The 15,516-nt window shown below is 73.2% G+C and carries 16 protein-coding genes; 8 read left to right on the top strand and 8 right to left on the bottom strand.

Going from position 1 to position 15,516, the window contains the following annotated elements; translation table 11 throughout:
- The first annotated feature begins 5 nt into the window (after positions 1-5).
- On the top strand, positions 6-2,498 hold the full coding sequence (locus ABEA81_RS33640; RefSeq protein ID WP_345610788.1) for a sensor histidine kinase: 2,493 nt from the start codon (positions 6-8) through the stop codon (positions 2,496-2,498).
- On the top strand, positions 2,495-3,169 hold the full coding sequence (locus ABEA81_RS33635; RefSeq protein WP_345610786.1) for a response regulator: 675 nt from the start codon (positions 2,495-2,497) through the stop codon (positions 3,167-3,169). Before ABEA81_RS33640 ends, ABEA81_RS33635 begins: the two co-directional genes overlap by 4 nt.
- On the opposite strand, the gene ABEA81_RS33630 is transcribed toward ABEA81_RS33635, so the two are convergent.
- Genes ABEA81_RS33630 through ABEA81_RS33620 form a run of 3 tightly spaced genes read right to left on the bottom strand, consistent with a single transcriptional unit; the run spans position 3,132 to position 5,047 of the window.
- Positions 3,132-4,148, bottom strand: coding sequence for an endonuclease/exonuclease/phosphatase family protein (locus tag ABEA81_RS33630; protein ID WP_345610785.1), 1,017 nt, complete (start codon positions 4,146-4,148; stop codon positions 3,132-3,134). The genes ABEA81_RS33635 and ABEA81_RS33630 overlap by 38 nt on opposite strands.
- 41 nt (positions 4,149-4,189) lie before the next feature.
- Entirely contained in the window at positions 4,190-4,702 is a 513-nt protein-coding gene (locus tag ABEA81_RS33625) for a gamma carbonic anhydrase family protein (RefSeq protein ID WP_345610783.1), read from the bottom strand.
- 24 nt (positions 4,703-4,726) lie between these two features.
- Positions 4,727-5,047, bottom strand: coding sequence for a carboxymuconolactone decarboxylase family protein (locus ABEA81_RS33620; protein WP_345610781.1), 321 nt, complete (start codon positions 5,045-5,047; stop codon positions 4,727-4,729).
- A gap of 128 nt (positions 5,048-5,175) precedes the next feature.
- Here ABEA81_RS33620 and ABEA81_RS33615 point away from each other — a divergent pair, with 128 nt between their 5' ends.
- A complete protein-coding gene (locus tag ABEA81_RS33615; protein ID WP_345610779.1) occupies positions 5,176-5,394 on the top strand; it encodes a hypothetical protein in 219 nt (72 codons plus the stop codon).
- Here ABEA81_RS33615 and ABEA81_RS33610 read toward each other — a convergent pair.
- From ABEA81_RS33610 to pdhA, 3 genes are read right to left on the bottom strand one after another with little or no spacing between them, the layout of a single operon-like run.
- Complete coding sequence (locus tag ABEA81_RS33610) at positions 5,391-6,572, bottom strand: dihydrolipoamide acetyltransferase family protein (RefSeq protein WP_345610778.1); 1,182 nt, start codon at positions 6,570-6,572, stop codon at positions 5,391-5,393. The two genes, ABEA81_RS33615 and ABEA81_RS33610, sit on opposite strands and share 4 nt — an antisense overlap.
- Entirely contained in the window at positions 6,569-7,549 is a 981-nt protein-coding gene (locus tag ABEA81_RS33605; protein WP_345610777.1) for an alpha-ketoacid dehydrogenase subunit beta, read from the bottom strand. The genes ABEA81_RS33610 and ABEA81_RS33605 overlap by 4 nt, the downstream gene beginning before the upstream one ends.
- Positions 7,546-8,601 carry a pyruvate dehydrogenase (acetyl-transferring) E1 component subunit alpha gene (gene pdhA, locus ABEA81_RS33600; protein WP_425570781.1) on the bottom strand — a complete coding sequence of 352 codons (1,056 nt, stop codon included), beginning with the start codon at positions 8,599-8,601 and terminating at the stop codon, positions 7,546-7,548. Before pdhA ends, ABEA81_RS33605 begins: the two co-directional genes overlap by 4 nt.
- Positions 8,602-8,750: 149 nt before the next feature.
- Here pdhA and ABEA81_RS33595 point away from each other — a divergent pair, with 149 nt between their 5' ends.
- The 4 genes from ABEA81_RS33595 (at position 8,751) to ABEA81_RS33580 (ending at position 12,576) form a co-directional block, all read left to right on the top strand.
- Positions 8,751-9,209, top strand: a complete 459-nt coding sequence (locus tag ABEA81_RS33595) for an Lrp/AsnC family transcriptional regulator (protein WP_345610775.1) — start codon at positions 8,751-8,753, stop codon at positions 9,207-9,209.
- Between the two features lie 64 nt (positions 9,210-9,273).
- Positions 9,274-10,980: an HNH endonuclease signature motif containing protein gene (locus ABEA81_RS33590; RefSeq protein WP_345610774.1), complete on the top strand. Its 1,707-nt coding sequence runs from the start codon at positions 9,274-9,276 to the stop codon at positions 10,978-10,980.
- A 216-nt stretch (positions 10,981-11,196) separates the two neighbouring features.
- Positions 11,197-12,075 carry an NAD(P)-dependent oxidoreductase gene (locus ABEA81_RS33585; protein ID WP_345610772.1) on the top strand — a complete coding sequence of 293 codons (879 nt, stop codon included), beginning with the start codon at positions 11,197-11,199 and terminating at the stop codon, positions 12,073-12,075.
- 33 nt (positions 12,076-12,108) lie between these two features.
- Entirely contained in the window at positions 12,109-12,576 is a 468-nt protein-coding gene (locus ABEA81_RS33580) for a cupin domain-containing protein (RefSeq protein WP_345610770.1), read from the top strand.
- A gap of 16 nt (positions 12,577-12,592) precedes the next feature.
- Here the strand turns inward: ABEA81_RS33580 and ABEA81_RS33575 are convergent, their stop codons facing one another.
- Positions 12,593-13,399 carry an SAM-dependent methyltransferase gene (locus ABEA81_RS33575; RefSeq protein ID WP_345610769.1) on the bottom strand — a complete coding sequence of 269 codons (807 nt, stop codon included), beginning with the start codon at positions 13,397-13,399 and terminating at the stop codon, positions 12,593-12,595.
- A gap of 108 nt (positions 13,400-13,507) precedes the next feature.
- Between ABEA81_RS33575 and ABEA81_RS33570 the strand changes: the two genes are divergently transcribed.
- Positions 13,508-14,194 (top strand): ABC transporter ATP-binding protein, encoded by a 687-nt coding sequence (locus tag ABEA81_RS33570; RefSeq protein ID WP_345610767.1) that lies wholly within the window; start codon positions 13,508-13,510, stop codon positions 14,192-14,194.
- On the opposite strand, the gene ABEA81_RS33565 is transcribed toward ABEA81_RS33570, so the two are convergent.
- The gene (locus tag ABEA81_RS33565; protein ID WP_345610765.1) at positions 14,195-15,499 is read right to left on the bottom strand and encodes a glucarate dehydratase family protein; all 1,305 of its coding nucleotides are present in this window, start codon (positions 15,497-15,499) and stop codon (positions 14,195-14,197) included.
- Positions 15,500-15,516 lie beyond the last annotated feature (17 nt).

Here is a 15,516-nt window from a genome sequence, read left to right as displayed (position 1 = left end):
GCGGTATGGGCAAGCGTGGCGAGCTGAGGATCTACCTCGGCGCGGCACCCGGCGTGGGCAAGACCTACGCCATGCTCGGCGAGGCCCGGCGCCGGATGGGGCGCGGCACGGACGTGGTCGTGGGCCTCGTCGAGACCCACGGCCGCAGCAAGACCACCGCGCTGCTCGACGGGTTGGAGGTCGTCCCCCGGCGGGAGGTCGCGCACCGGGGGGTGACCCTCACCGAGCTCGACACCGACGCCGTGCTCGCCCGCAAGCCGCAGGTCGTGCTGGTCGACGAGCTCGCCCACACCAACGCCCCCGGTTCCCCCAACCCCAAGCGCTGGCAGGACGTCGAGGAGCTGCTCGACGCCGGGATCACCGTGCTGACCACGCTGAACGTGCAGCACCTCGAGTCGCTCAACGACGTCATCGAGAAGATCACCGGCAGCCGGCAGCAGGAGACGGTGCCCGACGAGGTGGTGCGCAAGGCCGAGCAGGTCGAGCTGGTCGACATCACCCCGGAGGCGCTACGGCGGCGCCTCGCGCACGGCAACGTCTACGCGCCGGAGAAGGTCGACGCGGCGATGGCGAACTACTTCCAGCCGCGCAACCTCACCGCGTTGCGGGAGCTGGCGCTGCTGTGGGTGGCCGACCAGGTCGAGGTGGCCTTGCAGCGCCACCGCGCCGACCAGCGCACCACCGACATCTGGGAGACGCGCGAGCGGGTCGTCGTCGCCCTGACCGGTGGCCGCGAGAGCGAGACGGTGCTGCGCCGCGCGGCCCGCATCGCGAAGCGCTCCGGCTCCGCGGAGCTGTTCGCCCTGCACGTGCTGCGCGGCGACGGGCTGGCCGGCGCCACCGCGGCGGCGCTGGTCAAGCTGCGGCGGCTCGCCGAGGACGTCGGCGCCTCGTTCCACACCGTCGTCGGGGAGGACGTGCCGGCCGCCCTCCTCGACTTCGCCCGCGGGGTGGACGCCACCCAGCTGGTGATCGGCACCTCGCGGCGCTCCCGGTTCGCCCGCGCCGTCGACGAGGGCATCGGTTCGCGCGTGGTACAGGAGTCGGGGCCGATCGACGTGCACATGGTCACCCACGCCGAGGCGGGGCGCGGCCTGCGGCTGCCGCGGCGATTCAGCGCAGTGCCCGTCACGCGCCGGGCGGTCGGCTGGGTGCTGGGCGTCGTGCTCCCGGTGCTCGCAACGGTGCTCGGGGTGATCGGCCGCGAGCTCTTCGCCCTCTCCACCGACGTCGTGCTGTTCTTCCTCGCGACCGTCGTGGTCGCGCTGGTCGGTGGCCTCGGCCCCGCCCTGCTCGCCGCGCTCGCGGGTGCGACGCTGCTCAACTTCTTCCTGACCCCGCCGCTCTACACGCTGACGATCGCCGAGCGCGAGAACGTGATCATGCTCGTCGCGATGGTGCTCACCGCCGTGCTGGTCGCCCTCGTCGTCGACCGTGCCGCACGGCGCGCCCAGCAGGCCGCGGCGGCCGGGGCGGAGGCGGCGCTGCTGGCGTCGTTCTCCCGGACCGTGCTGACCCGGCCCGAGCCCCTCCCGCGGCTGCTCGACCGGGTGCGCGAGGCGTTCGGGATGTCCACCGTGGCGATCCTGGAACGCCTCGACGACCAGTGGGTGATCTCCGCGTGTTCCGGGCCACCCGACTGCGGGAAGCCCGAGCAGGCCGACGTCGACGTGGCGGTAGAGCCGGACGTGCACCTGGTCGCGCGGGGGCGCGCGCTGCCGGCCGCGGACCGGCGGTTGCTCGAGGCGGTGGCCGGCCAGGCGCTCATCGCGCTGCGCAACCGGCAGATCGCCGACCAGGCCGCCGAGGCGCGCAGGCGGGCCGACGCGGTCGAGCTGCGCAGCGCGTTGCTCTCGGCCGTCGGGCACGACCTGCGCACGCCGCTGACCTCCATCAAGGCGGCGGCCGGCAGCCTGCGCGACGGCGACATCCGGCTCTCGCGCGAGGACCGCGGTGAGCTGGCCGCCACCATCGAGGAGTCCGCCGACCGCCTCACCGGGCTGGTGAACAACCTGCTCGACTCCTCGCGCCTCGCCACCGGCGCCGTGACCCCCGACCGGCGGCCGGTCGGCTACGACGAGGTCGCCGTGCTGGCCGTGCGGGGCCTGGACGGGGCCGGTCGCGTCCGGCTGGAGATCGACGAGCACCTTCCCGAGGTCCTCGCGGACCCCGGGTTGCTCGAGCGGGTCGTCGCGAACGTCGTCGACAACGCGCTGCGCCACGGGCGGGGCGCGCCCGTCGCCCTGCGCGCGAGCACGCACGCCGACGTCGTCGAGCTGCGCGTGGTCGACTCCGGGCCGGGGGTGTCCGTCGCGGACGCCGAGAAGCTCTTCGCCCCGTTCCAGCGGCTCGGCGACCGCGCCCACAACGGGCTCGGCCTCGGTCTGTCCGTCGCGCGCGGCTTCACCGAGGCCATGGGCGGCACGCTCACCGCGGAGGACACGCCCGGCGGCGGGCTCACCGTCGTGGTCGGCCTGCCGGCGGCGGTGGGGTCGTGACGGCCGTGCTGGTCGTCGACGACGACACCCAGCTGCTGCGCGCCCTGCGGATCCACCTCGCCGCCCGCGGCTACGAGGTGCACACCGCCGTCACCGGGAAGGCCGCGGTGCGGGCGGCGGAGGAGCACGAGATCGACGTCGTGGTGCTCGACCTCGGCCTCCCCGACCTCGACGGCACCGAGGTGATCACGGCGCTGCGCGCGTTCACCACCGTGCCGATCATCGTGCTGTCCGCCCGCGCCGACTCGGGCGACAAGGTGCGCGCGCTCGACCGCGGCGCCGACGACTACGTGATCAAGCCGTTCGGCGTCGACGAGCTGATGGCCCGCCTGCGCGCTGCGGTCCGCCGCGCGGCCACCACCCCCGAGAACGGCGCGATCGACGCCGGGGAGCTCTCCATCGACCTGGCCGCGAAGATCGTGCGCCGGTCGGGCGATGAGGTGCACCTGACGCCCACCGAGTGGAGCCTGCTCGACCTGCTCGTGCGCAACCGGGGGCGGCTGGTCGGCCGCAAGCAGCTGCTGCGCGAGATCTGGGGGCCGGTCGAGCGGAAGGAGACCAGCTACCTGCGGGTGTACATGGCGCAGCTGCGGCGCAAGCTGGAACGGGACCCGGCGCACCCCGAGCACCTCATCACTGAGGCGGGGATGGGTTACCGGTTCCGGGCATGAGGCCGTCCGGGATCCGCAGCCGCGCGAGCACGGCCCGGTGGTCGCTCCCGGCGATGTCCCGCACCTCGAACGTCTCGGCCGCGATCGGGTCGGTGGCGAGCACGTGGTCGATCTGCGGGCCGAGCCAGCTCGGCAGCCACGTCGGCCAGGTCGGGATCAGGCCGTCCCCGCGCTGCGCCGCGGCGTCCCCGCACCCGGCGGTCGCCGAGCGGAACACCGAGTGGTCCAGCGTGGCGTTGAAGTCCCCGGCGACGATCGCGGGCTGCGGGCCGGAGCACCACTGCGACACCAGGCTGACGTCCGAGTGCCACTGCGGCACGTCACCGCGCCGCGGGGCGAGGGTGTGGAACGCGACGAACCGCAGCTGGCCCAGGCCGCCACCGTCCAGCTCGACGCGCGGGAACGGCGTCGCGGTGTAGGTGCTGCTGCGCACGTCGCCGAGGCTGTCGGCGACGACCGCCGTGACGCCGCCGAGGTCGCCGCGCGGCTCGCCGACCGCGGTGACGAGGTGGTAGCCCAGCGGCTCGACCAGCGGGGCCAGCTTCGCACCGAACGTGGTGCCGGCCTCGACGAGGGACACCAGGTCCGGGCGCTCGTCGCGGATGAGGGCCGCGACCCCGGCCACGTCCGCGTGCCCGCTGTAGGTGTTGAACGCGGCCACCGTCAGCGTCCGGCCGCCCGCCGGGACAGGCGTGGCGACCGTGCGCGGGGCCACCATGCCGGCGGCGACCACCAACACGACGACCACGCCGGCGGCCGCGAGCACGGCGCCGCGCACCCAGCGCGCGAGCACCAGCAGGACCACCCCGAGGACGACCAGCCCGGCGAGCAGGTACGGGCGGAGCGAGACGAGCTGCGCGAGCGGCGTGTACCGGTCGAGCCCGACCAGGTCCGGCAGCGTCAGCAGGGCCACGGCGGCCACGACGGGCAGCGCCAACCAGCGGGATCCCAGCCGGCGGTGCGGCCGATCGTGCGTCACGCCCCGATCCTTCCCAACCCGGCTGAGGGCAGGCTGAGCGCTCAGCTCCCGCGGCTGTGCGTCTCGGCGAGCTGCCGGTAGACGGCCGCGTTGGCGCGGCAGCGCTCCACCTCGGCGTCGGTGAGCTCGCGGCGCACCTTGCCCGGCACGCCGGCCACCAGCGACCGCGGCGGCACCACCGTGCCCTCGGGCACGAGCGCGTTCGCCGCGACGAGGGACCCGGCGCCGATGACCGCACCGTTGAGGACCGTGGCGTTCATGCCGATCAGGCAGCCGCCCTCCACTGTGCAGCCGTGCAGCACCGCACCGTGGCCGATGCTGACCTCGTCGCCGATCCGGGCCGGGAAACCCGGGTCGGCGTGCAGGACGGCACCGTCCTGGACGTTGCTGTCGGTGCCGATGCTCACCGACTCCAGGTCGGCGCGCAGCACGGCGCTGTAGAAGATGCCGGTGCCGGGGCCGACGGTGACGTCGCCGACGACGGTGGCGGTGTCCGCGATCCAGGCCGAGGGGTCGACACGGGGCACCCGATCGCCGAGGGGGATGACAGGCATCCGGTGATGATCCCCCAGGCCGGGTCAGGGGCGTTCACGGGCGAGGTAGCCGTTGAGCGCCTTCCACGCCTGCCACGCCCGCGTGACCCCGAACTGGGCGTTGAAGCGCAGCACGGCGCGGACGTCCTCGACACCGGCGCCGCCACGCAGTGCCCGCCCGATGTGGGCATCGAACGTCTCCTCCAGAGTCTGGTAGTGCACGTCGATGCTCATGCTCGCGAAGCCGCGTTCCCGCTCCGTCAACGAGTGGGGACCGGACCCGGAACGCATCCGGGACTGCAGGTGGAAATGCTCGGCGAAGTGCGGGTCCAGCTCGTCGAGCTGGGCGCGGACCGCGGCGGGCAACGGGCTCGGGGCCGCATCGGGCCCGGTCAGCAGCAGGTCGGCGGCCAGCGGCTCGATCTCCGCGCGGGGCAGGCGATGTCGACGACCTCCGACGGCTGGCTGCAGTCAAGGTCCATGGCCGGCTCGGCATGCCCTTCAAGAAGGTGCTGGTCGAGCGCACCGTCGCGGGTGTGCAGCGGTGCATGGACGCCGGGCTGGCGCCGGTCGACGACGCCACCACGGTCGCGATCGACCTCCGCACGGCCGTGAACGGCATGCTGGCACAGCGCATCAACGAGCCCGATCTACCGTGGCCGCCGGCCGTCGAGCAGGTCGACCGGTTCCTCGCCAAGCTCGTCGGCGTCTAGAGATCCGCCACAGCTCGCAGCGGAGCCTCCATCGCGTCGGCGACGTAGCGCAGGAAGCCGCCCGCGACCCCGCCGTCGCAGACGCGGTGGTCGAACACGAGCGACAGCTGCCCGATCCGCCGGGGCACGACCTCGCCGCCGACGACCCACGGCCGCGGGTGGACCCGCCCGATGCCGAGGATCGCGGCCTCCGGGTGGTTGATGATCGCGGCGCTGCCGTCCACGCCGAACACGCCGTAGTTGTTCAGGGTGAACGAGCCGCAGGAGAGCTCGGCCGCGGTCGCGGTGCCCTCGCGGGCGGCCGCGGTGAGCCGGCGGATCTCGGCGTCCAGGCCGCGGATGCTCAGCCGGTCGGCGCCGCGCACGGCCGGTACGACGAGCCCAAGCTCGGTCTGCGCGGCCACGCCGAGGTTGACCCCGTCGAGGTGGACCACCTCCTCCCGCTCGACGTCCACCCGCGAGTTCAGCGCGGGGAACTCGCGCAACCCGGCCACGACGAACCGGGCGAGCAGGGCGAGGAGCCCGGGCTTCCAGTCGCCGCGCCGCATGTCCTCCCGCAGCGCGAGCAGGGCGGTGGCGTCGACATCGACCCACGTGGTGGCCTCGGGGATCTCGGCGCGGCTGCGGGCGACGTTGCGGGCGACCTGGCCGCGGACGCCGGTGAGCGGCTCGCGCCGGCGAACCGGAAGCCCGGTCCGCCGGTCGACGCCCTCGGCGTCGGGCGTCCGACGGGCCTCGATCGCACGCTCGACGTCGGCCCGGGTGATCAGGCCGTCGCGTCCGGTGCCGACCAGCGTCGCCGGGTCGAGACCGGCCCGGCGGGCCAGCTGCCGCACGACCGGCGACACGATCTTGGGCCGCTCCGGTGGGGGTTGCCGGCGCCGCCTGCCGGGCCCTTCGCCGGTGCCGTAGCCGACGAGCACGTTGCCCGACCCGCCCCGCGACCGGAAGGTGATCAACGGGGCCCCCACCCGGATCGTCGACCCCTCGGCCCCGTGCAGCTCCGCGACGACCCCGGCGAACGGGGAGGGCACCTCCACCGTCGCCTTGGCGGTCTCGACCTCGGCCACCGGCGCGTCGACGGCGACCGTGTCACCGGGGTGCACCAGCCACTTCACGAGCTCGGCCTCGGCGAGCCCCTCGCCCAGGTCGGGCAGGGTGAACACGCTGTCGGTCACGCGTCCTCCCACTGCAGGTCGTCGACGGCATCGAGGATCCGGTCCACCCCGGGCAGGTGGTGCTGCTCGAGCCGCGGCGGCGGGTAGGGCACGTCGAACCCGGTGACCCGGCGGACCGGGGCCTCCAGGTGGTGGAAGCAACGCTCCGCCACCCGCGCCGCGATCTCGGAGGCGACGGACGCGAACCCGGGAGCCTCGGCCACCACGACCGCCCGGCCGGTGCGCCGCACCTCCGCGGTGACCGTCTCGTCGTCGAACGGGACGATCGAGCGGAGGTCGACCACCCCGAGGTCCCGGCCCTCGGCGGCGGCGTGCTCGGCGGCGGCGAGCGCGACCGGCACCGACGGGCCGTAGGCGATCAACGTGGCGTCCCGGCCCGGCCGGCGCACCGCCGCCCGCCCGATGGGCGGCACGGCCTGCGCGTCGAGCTCCTCCCTCGTGAAGTACTGGCGCTTCGGCTCCAGGAACACCACCGGGTCCGGGTGCTCGATCGCGGCCCGCAGCAGCCCGTAGGCGTCGGCGTTCGTGGCGGGCGTGACCACGAGCAGGCCCGGGGTGTGCGCGTAGTAGGCCTCCGAGCTGTCGCAGTGGTGCTCGACCCCGCCGATCCCGCCGCCGTACGGCACGCGGATCACCATCGGCAGCCGCACCCGCCCGCGCGTGCGGTTGGCGAACTTGGCGACGTGGCTGACGATCTGCTCGAAGGCCGGGAAGGCGAACGCGTCGAACTGCATCTCGACGACCGGTCGCATCCCGTTCATGGCCATCCCGACGGCCATGCCGACGATCCCCGACTCCGCGAGCGGGGTGTCGAAGCAGCGCTTCTCGCCGAACTCGGCGCTGAGCCCGTCGGTGACCCGGAAGACTCCGCCGAGCGGGCCGACGTCCTCGCCGAAGACCACCACCGACCCGTCGGCGGCCATCGCGTCGCGCAGCGCCCGGTTCAGCGCCTGGATCATCGTCGGCTTCTCGCTCATGACCGGACTCCACTCAGCTCGGCCGCGAGCAGCGCCGCCTGCTCACGCAGCTGCGGCGTTGGCGCGGAGTAGACGTGGGCGAACAGCTCCGCCGGGTCGAGCGCGCTCTCCCCGTCCATCCCCGCGCGGACGTGGGCGGCCATCTCCTCGGCGGCCCCGGCGAACTCGGCCTCCCGCTCGGGCGTGAGCACCCCGGTGGCCGTGAGGTGCGCTCGGAGGCGAAGCAGCGGGTCACGCGGTCGCCACTGCTCGACCTCGTCGTCGGCGCGGTAGCGGCTGGGGTCGTCGGCGTTGGTGTGCGCCTGGATCCGGTAGGTGTCGGCCTCGACCAGCGTGGGCCCGTCGCCGCGGCGGGCGCGGGCCACGGCCTCGGTGAGCACCACGGTGAGCGCAGCGAGGTCGTTGCCGTCCACCCGGACGCCCGGTACGCCGTAGCCGACACCCTTCGCGGCGAGCGACTCCGCCGCCGACTGCCGCGAGAGCGGCACCGAGATCGCGTACTTGTTGTTCTGGACCAGGAACACCACGGGCGCCGCGAACACCGCCGCGAAGTTGAGCGCCTCGTGGAAGTCGCCCTCGCTCGTGGCACCGTCCCCGCAGAGCGCCATGACCACCGTGTCCTCGCCCTTGAGCCGGGCCGCGTGCCCCACCCCCACGGCGTGCGGCAACTGGGTGGCGAGCGGCGTGGCCTGCGGGGCCACGCGGGTGGCGATCGGGTCGTAGCCGCAGTGCCAGTCGCCGCGCAGCATCACCAGCACGTCGACGGGGTCCACGCCGCGCGCCGCGATCGCGGCGACGTCGCGGTAGGTGGGGAAGAGCCAGTCCGTTTCCGCCAGCACCCCCGCAGCGGCCACCTGGCAGGCCTCCTGCCCGTGCGAGGACGGGTACACGGCGAGGCGGCCCTGCCGCACGAGCGCCCCCGCCTGCTCGTTGAGGCGACGGGCGAGCACGAGCGCCCGGTACCCGTCGAGCAGCACCTCCTGGGCCGGCAGCGTGCCTCTGTCCCCGACGACCGCGCCCGTCTCGTCGATCAGCCGAATCACGCCGACCACCTCCCGGAAGACATTCGGATCAAAGTGTCCGGTTCAGCGGCTACAGATCACCAGTTGAGTGACGAAGATCGAGACGAACTGCCGATATCCTTGGCCGCAACGGACCGATCGACCGGGATCGGCCCTTTCCCGCGGGGGTGGCGAGACAGGTGGCCGTGCAGCTCGACGACATCGACCGCCGCGTCATCGACGCGCTCCGCCGCGACGGCAGGCTGTCGGTCCGCGCGCTCGCCGAAGAGGTCCGCATCTCCCGCGCCAACGCCTACACCCGCCTCGAGCGGCTGACCTCCTCCGGTGCGATCACCGGCTTCACCGCCACCGTCGACCCGGCCGCGATCGGCCTCGGCACCTCCGCCTACGTCACGCTCACGGTGCGGCAGAACTCGTGGCGCGAGCTGAAGGCGCGGCTGCAGGCCATCCCCGAGGTGCGCCACATGGCGCTCGTCGGCGGCGAGTTCGACGTGATCCTGCTGGTGCGGGCCGCCGACAACGCGGCCCTCCGCGAGGTCGTGCTGAACGAGCTGCAGGCCATCCCCGAGGTGATCGCCACCCGTACCTCACTGGTGTTCGAGGACGTCGAGAACGTCGGCGTCACCGCCGGGCGATGAACACCTGCTCCCGGCCGTCCGGGGGTGTACGGCTCCCGGCCGTACACCCGCATGGTGAGCGACCTTGCGGGCCCACCGGAACGCGCCTAGAATCGAACATGTGTTCGATCAGCTGTGCGAGGAGGTGGTCGCCGAGCCCGGCGACCCCCGGCTCGAAGACGCGTTCGACTGGGCGTGCATCGAACGCGAACTGCGCCGCGACGACGAGGACCGCACCTGGGGCAACACCGTCCCGTCCGGGCTGTTCGCGTTGGAGATCGACTCGGACACGTGCGACGAGGCCGGTCTGTCGGATGCGCAGTTGATCGATGCGGTCGTCGGGTTCGAACGGGTCACCGGGTGGGCCGAAGCCCGCCAAGCGCGACTGTTGGCCGAGTTCGCCCGCCGTCGCTCCGGTGACGACCCGGCCCTGATGGCCACCGACAAGCCGTGCACGATGGGCCGGTTCGCCCCCGACGAGGTCGGGTTGGCGCTGAAACTGGCCCGGATGACCGCGAAGGCCCGATTGGGCCGGTCGGTGCAGCTGCGGCAGGTGCTGCCCGAAACCCTCACCCTGTGGTCGCAGGGGCGCCTCGATGAACGGCGGGTGGCCGCGATCTGCGAGGCCACCCACTACCTGAGCGTCGAGAAGGCGCGGGCGGTACAGCAGCGTGTCCTGGACCGGGCCCCCGACCTCACGGTCGGCCAGCTGAAGGCCGCGCTGAAACGCGCCGTCATCGCGGTCGACCCGGAAGGGGCCGCGGAGCGGCACCGGGCGGCGCGGCGTGACCGGCGGGTGTCGATCAGCGAGGAACAGGACGGGATGGCGTCCCTGTGGGCGTTGATGTCCGCGCCCGACGCCCAGGCCAGCTTCCAGTGGCTCACCCGCCTCGCCCTGGGCTGCGGCAGAGATGATCCGCGTGGGATGGATGCCCGTCGGGCCGATCTCGCCGCGGCGCTGCTGTCCGGTCGACTCACCCACGCCGCCCCCGAGAGCGACACCGAGAGCGACGCCGACGCCGACGCCGACACCGACACCGACAAGGGCGCTGACCGGGATGCCGGCGATGAGGGCTGCGGCGGCCCGGCGCCCGAGACACAGACATCACCAGCCGGCGAAAGCGGTGCGGGCGCACCCGCACCGGTGCCGCGCCCGGTGAATCCCGGTAAACCCCTCGTCCAGGTCCTGATGCCGTTCAGCACCTTGATCGGTGCCGATGACAAGTCGTGCGAGCTGGTCGGGCACGGCCCGATCCCGGCCGACCTGGCCCGCGAGATCGCCACCGACGCCACGCTGCGACGCCTGGTCTACGACCCGCTCTCCGGCACCGTGCTCGACTACGGGCGCAGCACCTACCGACCCCCGGCCGGGCTCGCTGATTTCGTGCGAGCCCGGGATGTGTACTGCCGCGGCCCGATCTGCCGCCGCCGCGCTCTGGACGGCCACCTCGACCACATCACCCCGTACCCGCACGGGCCCACCAACGACAAGAACCTGCACGGATGCTGCGGGCACGAACACCGGATGAAACACGCCCCCGGCTGGGCCGTCCGTGCGCTGGACGACGGACGGATCCAGTGGATCACCCCGACCGGGCACCGCTACCACAGCGATCCGTACGACTACCGACCAGATGACGACCTGCCGCCCGACAAGGCCCCGGCCGAGCGGGACGTGGCGAAGGATCTGGCGGGCCGGCTGGAACGGCTCGAACGCGACCGCCGCACCACGGCGCTCTGGAACGGCGAGGCCGTCCCGTGCGACGACGACGTCGACCAGCCACCCTTCTGACACGTGGCGCGGCCGGACAAGGCACGGCTGCGTCGAACCGTCCATCCCGATGCCCTTGATCGCTGCGCTGGGCCCCGGTTGCGGCCCCGGCCAGGTGGGCCCGCCTCGTGGCGGCGCCGCGCGCCCGTCGGGCAGGCCCCGGCCAGCAAGCTATACGAACGTGCAGCGTGCGTGGACCGTCGGAGAACCGTGCGTACCGGCGCCGATGCTGGCCCCATGACCACGAACGAGAAGCCGGTGACCGTGATCGGTCTCGGACCCATGGGCCGGGCGATGGCGCGCAAGCTGCTGGCGGCCGGGCATCCGACGACCGTCTGGAACCGGACGCCGAGCCGGGCGGACGCGCTGGTGGAGGACGGCGCCGCGAGGGCGGCGTCGCCCGCCGATGCCGTGGCGGCGAGCGAGCTGATCATCCTGTCCCTCACCGACTACCGGGCGATGTACGACATCCTCGGCCGCGCCGAACAGGCGCTCGCCGGCCGCGTCGTCGCGAACCTCAGCTCGGACAGCCCGCAGCGGACCCGGGAGGCTGCCGCGTGGCTCGCCGAGCGCGGCGCGCAGCTGCTGGCGGGCGGGGTGATGGTGCCCGCGCCGATGGTGGGGGAGGAGGGCGCGTACGTCTTCTACAGCGGTCCGCGCGCGGTGTTCGACGCCCACGCGCCCACGCTGCGCGTGCTGGGCCGGCCGGACTACCGGGGCGAGGACCCCGCGCTGGCGCAGCTGTTCTACCAGGCGTTGCTCGCGGTGTTCCTCACCGCGCTCGCGGGCGAGCTGCAGGCGGCCGCACTCGTCGGGGCGGCCGGCGTGCCCGCGAAGGAGCTCGCGCCCCACGTGAAGGACACCCTGAACCTGGCTGCCCTGTTCGCGGACGAGACGGCCCGCCACGTCGACGAGCGCTCGTACCCCGGTGACCTCAGCACGGTCACGATGATGGGCGCCACGGCGGACCACATCGTCACGGCCAGCAGGGACGCCGGCCTCGACACGGCGCTGCCCGAGGTGGTGAAGTCCCTCTACGACCGCGCCATCGCGGCCGGGCACGGCGGCGACAACTGGACGAGCCTGTACGAGGTGATCACGCGGCCGGCACGCTGATCCCCGCTATCAGCACCTGTCACGATGGGCGGCGTGGTGGGGACGTCTGCTGGGGGGCCGTACGTGCTGGCGGCGGGGGAGGGGGCACCCGCGAGCGCGCCGGAGGGCAGCGAGATGCTGGTCAAGGCGTGCAGCGCCGGGACGGGCGGGCTCTTCGGCCTGCTGGAGGGGATCGACCGGGCCGGGTTCTCGACGATCGTGCACCGCCACGACGTCGCCGAGGCCTGGTACGTGCTGGACGGCGAGTACCGCTACTACGTCGGCGGCCGCTGGTTCGAGGTGGGACCGGGCGGCTTCGTGTACGTGCCCGCGGGCGTGGCGCACGGACTGCGGTGCACGTCGGCCGGGCGCAAGCTCACGCTGCTCGTCCCGGGTGGCCCGGAGGGGTTCTTCCGGGACGTCCACGCGGCCCTCGAGGCGGGCGAGCTCACGCCGGATGTGCTGCGCGACCTCGGCGGCCGCTACGGCCTCGAGGCGCTGGGCCCGCTGCCGGCGACGTGACGGCCGGGAGCGCGGCTCACGGCTTGCGGCCCAGCCCGCCGTGGTCGCCGGTGTGCTCGGCGACCGTGCCCACGTCGGTCCCGTCCGGGCGCCAGCGTTCCACGGGCACCAGACCCGGCTCGACCATCTCGAGGCCGGTGAAGAACTCGTGCAGCTGTTCCACGGTGCGCAGGTGGTACGGGTCCACGCCGCTCTCCGCGTACCGATCGGCCGCTTCGCGCACCGAGTCGCCGCTGTCGGTGTTGTCGCGCACCAGGAGGTAGCTGCCGGGAGCGACCGCGTCGAGCACCCGCGTGACGATCGACTTGGCCTCGCCGAGGTCCGGCACGTAGCCGAGGATGCCGAGGAACATCACGGCGATCGGCTCGTCGAAGTTCAGGATGTTCCGCGCGTCCGCGATGATCGTCTCGGGATCGTGGACGTCGGCGTCGATGTAGGCGGTGACGCCTTCCGGGGTCGTATTCGTGAGCAGGCTCCGGGCGTGGGCCAGCACGATCGGGTCGTTGTCGACGTAGACCACGCGGGCGTCGGGCAGGACCGCCTGGGCCACCTCGTGGGTGTTCAGCATGGTCGGCAGGCCAGTGCCGACGTCGAGGAATTGGTGCACCCCCAACGCCCCGGCGAGCACCCGCACGGCGCGGGCGAGGAACTGGCGGGACTGGCGGGCCAATGTGACGATCTGCGGGTAGGACGCGGCCACGGCATCGCCCGCGGCCCGATCGACCTCGTAGTTGTCCTTGCCGCCCAACCAGTAGTTCCACACGCGTGCCGAACTCGGTGTCTGCAGGTATTCCGCGGGAAGCCTGATCGGGGTGCTGGGCATGCCGGCGCGGATAGGGCTTTCCCAACGCCCGGCGGAAGGCCGTGATTGACGTCCCCGTCGCCGGGTCGGACGATGGGGCATCGCACTTTCTCGATGAGGAGAAAGCTGATGATCGAGCTCGACTCCGTGTCCAAGGTCTACCGTTCCGGCCCAGCCGACGTGCGGGCGCTCGACGCCGTGGACCTGTCGATCGACGAGGGTGAGTTCGTCGCGATCATGGGCGCGTCCGGGTCGGGCAAGACCACGATGATGAACATCCTCGGCTGCCTCGACGCGCCGTCGTCCGGTGTCTACCGGCTCGACGGGACCGATGTCGGGACGCTCGGCGAGAACCAGCTCGCCCGGATCCGCAACACGCGGATCGGGTTCGTGTTCCAGTCCTTCAACCTCGTGGCGCGCACCGACGCGCTGGCGAACGTCGAGCTGCCGCTCGTCTACTCGGGCGGGTCCGCGCGCAGGAGCCGGGCGCGGGCCGCCCTGGAACGGGTGTCGCTCGGCGGCCGGATGCACCACATGCCCAACGCGCTCTCGGGTGGCGAGCAGCAGCGCGTGGCGATCGCACGGGCACTCGTCACCGACCCGCGGATGATCCTCGCCGACGAGCCGACCGGCAACCTCGACTCGTACGCGACGACCGAGGTCATGGATCTGTTCTGCGAGCTCAACCACGAGGGGCACACCGTCGTGCTGATCACCCACGAGCGCGGCGTCGCGGCCCTCGCCAGGCGGGTGGTCGTGCTGGAGGACGGCCGGATCGTGAGCGACACACCGATGGGTGGCGCGCTCGTGGGCTGATCACCAGCGCGGGGTGCGCCTCTCGTACGCCGGGTCGAACCGGCGCATGTAGCCGGTGTCGTCGCGGTCGGTGATGCCGCAGGCGAGGTACTGCTCGTGGAGCGTGCCGAGGGCGTCCCGGTCGAGCTCCACGCCGAGCCCGGGTGCGGTGGGCACCGCGACCGCGCCGTCCGCGAAGGCGAGTGCGCCCGGCTCGATCACGTCCTCCGCGGGGTCCTTCCACGGCCAGTGGGTGTCACAGGCGTAGGTCAGGTTGGGCGTTGCGGCCGCGAGGTGGGTCATCGCGGCGAGGCTGATGCCGAGGTGGCTGTTGGAGTGCATGGACAGCCCCGTGCCGAAGGTGGCGCAGATCCCGGCGAGGAGCGTCGAGCGGCGCAGGCCACCCCAGAAGTGGTGGTCGGAGAGGACGACCTGCACCGCGTTCTGCCGGATGCCCGGGTCGAGGTCGGCGAAGCTGACGACGCACATGTTCGTGGCCAGCGGCATCGACACCTCGCGTGCGACCTCGGCCATGCCCTCGATGCCTGCGGTCGGGTCCTCCAGGTACTCGACGAGCCCGTCGAGCTCCTTCCCGACGCGGATGGAGGTGGGCACGGACCATGCGGCGTTCGGGTCGAGGCGCAGCGGGTGGTCCGGGAACGCGGCCCGCAGTGCCTTGATCGCCTCGATCTCCTCGTCGGGCTCGAAGACGCCGCCCTTCAGCTTGATCGCGGAGAACCCGTACTCGTCGATCATCCGGCGGGCCTGCGCGACGATCCCGTCCGGGTCCAGCGCGGCGCCCCACCGGTCGGGCTCGGAGCCGGGGTGGCCGGCCCACTTGTAGAAGAGGTAGGCGGAGAAGTCGACGCGGTCGCGCACCGCACCGCCCAGCAGCGTGGCGACGGGCAGACCGGTCGCCTTGCCCTGCACGTCGAGGCAGGCGACCTCGAACGGCGAGAGGACCCGGTCCGCCGTGCTCGCGGTGGCGATCATCCCGGCGGTGCCGCTGCCGCCCGTCGCGTCGCCGGAGAGGGCTGTGTCGCCGGAGAGGGCCGTGTCGCCGGAGAGGGACGCCGCGACGGCACGGGCCAGCCCGTTGATGTCCCAGACGTCCAGGCCGACGATCCGGTCGGCGGCGCGGCGCAGCCTGCCGAGGTGGGCGCTGTCGGCGTAGGTCTCGCCGAGCCCGGTGAGGCCCTCGTCGGTGCGGATCTCGACGATCGTGCGGATCGCGTACGGCTCGTGGACGCCGACGGCGTTGAGCAGCGGCAGGTCCTTGAAGGCGACGGGCGTGAGCTCGACTGCGGCGATGCGGTGTGCGGTCACCCGTTCATCGAAACAGG

The sequence above is a fragment of the Pseudonocardia adelaidensis genome (genome assembly GCF_039543345.1).
Taxonomy (GTDB): domain Bacteria; phylum Actinomycetota; class Actinomycetes; order Mycobacteriales; family Pseudonocardiaceae; genus Pseudonocardia; species Pseudonocardia adelaidensis.
This window is presented reverse-complemented; position numbering and strand designations above follow the sequence as displayed.

What these genes read in the sequence shown, in the direction of transcription:
- ABEA81_RS33575 (WP_345610769.1), bottom strand. Translation starts at nt 13,399, where the DNA reads ATGCCCAGCACCCCGATCAGGCTTCCCGCGGAATACCTGCAGACACCG.
- ABEA81_RS33605 (WP_345610777.1), bottom strand. Translation starts at nt 7,549, where the DNA reads ATGAGCGAGAAGCCGACGATGATCCAGGCGCTGAACCGGGCGCTGCGC.
- ABEA81_RS33640 (WP_345610788.1), top strand. Translation starts at nt 6, where the DNA reads ATGGGCAAGCGTGGCGAGCTGAGGATCTACCTCGGCGCGGCACCCGGC.
- ABEA81_RS33615 (WP_345610779.1), top strand. Translation starts at nt 5,176, where the DNA reads ATGCCCTTCAAGAAGGTGCTGGTCGAGCGCACCGTCGCGGGTGTGCAG.
- ABEA81_RS33625 (WP_345610783.1), bottom strand. Translation starts at nt 4,702, where the DNA reads ATGCCTGTCATCCCCCTCGGCGATCGGGTGCCCCGTGTCGACCCCTCG.
- ABEA81_RS33570 (WP_345610767.1), top strand. Translation starts at nt 13,508, where the DNA reads ATGATCGAGCTCGACTCCGTGTCCAAGGTCTACCGTTCCGGCCCAGCC.
- ABEA81_RS33585 (WP_345610772.1), top strand. Translation starts at nt 11,197, where the DNA reads ATGACCACGAACGAGAAGCCGGTGACCGTGATCGGTCTCGGACCCATG.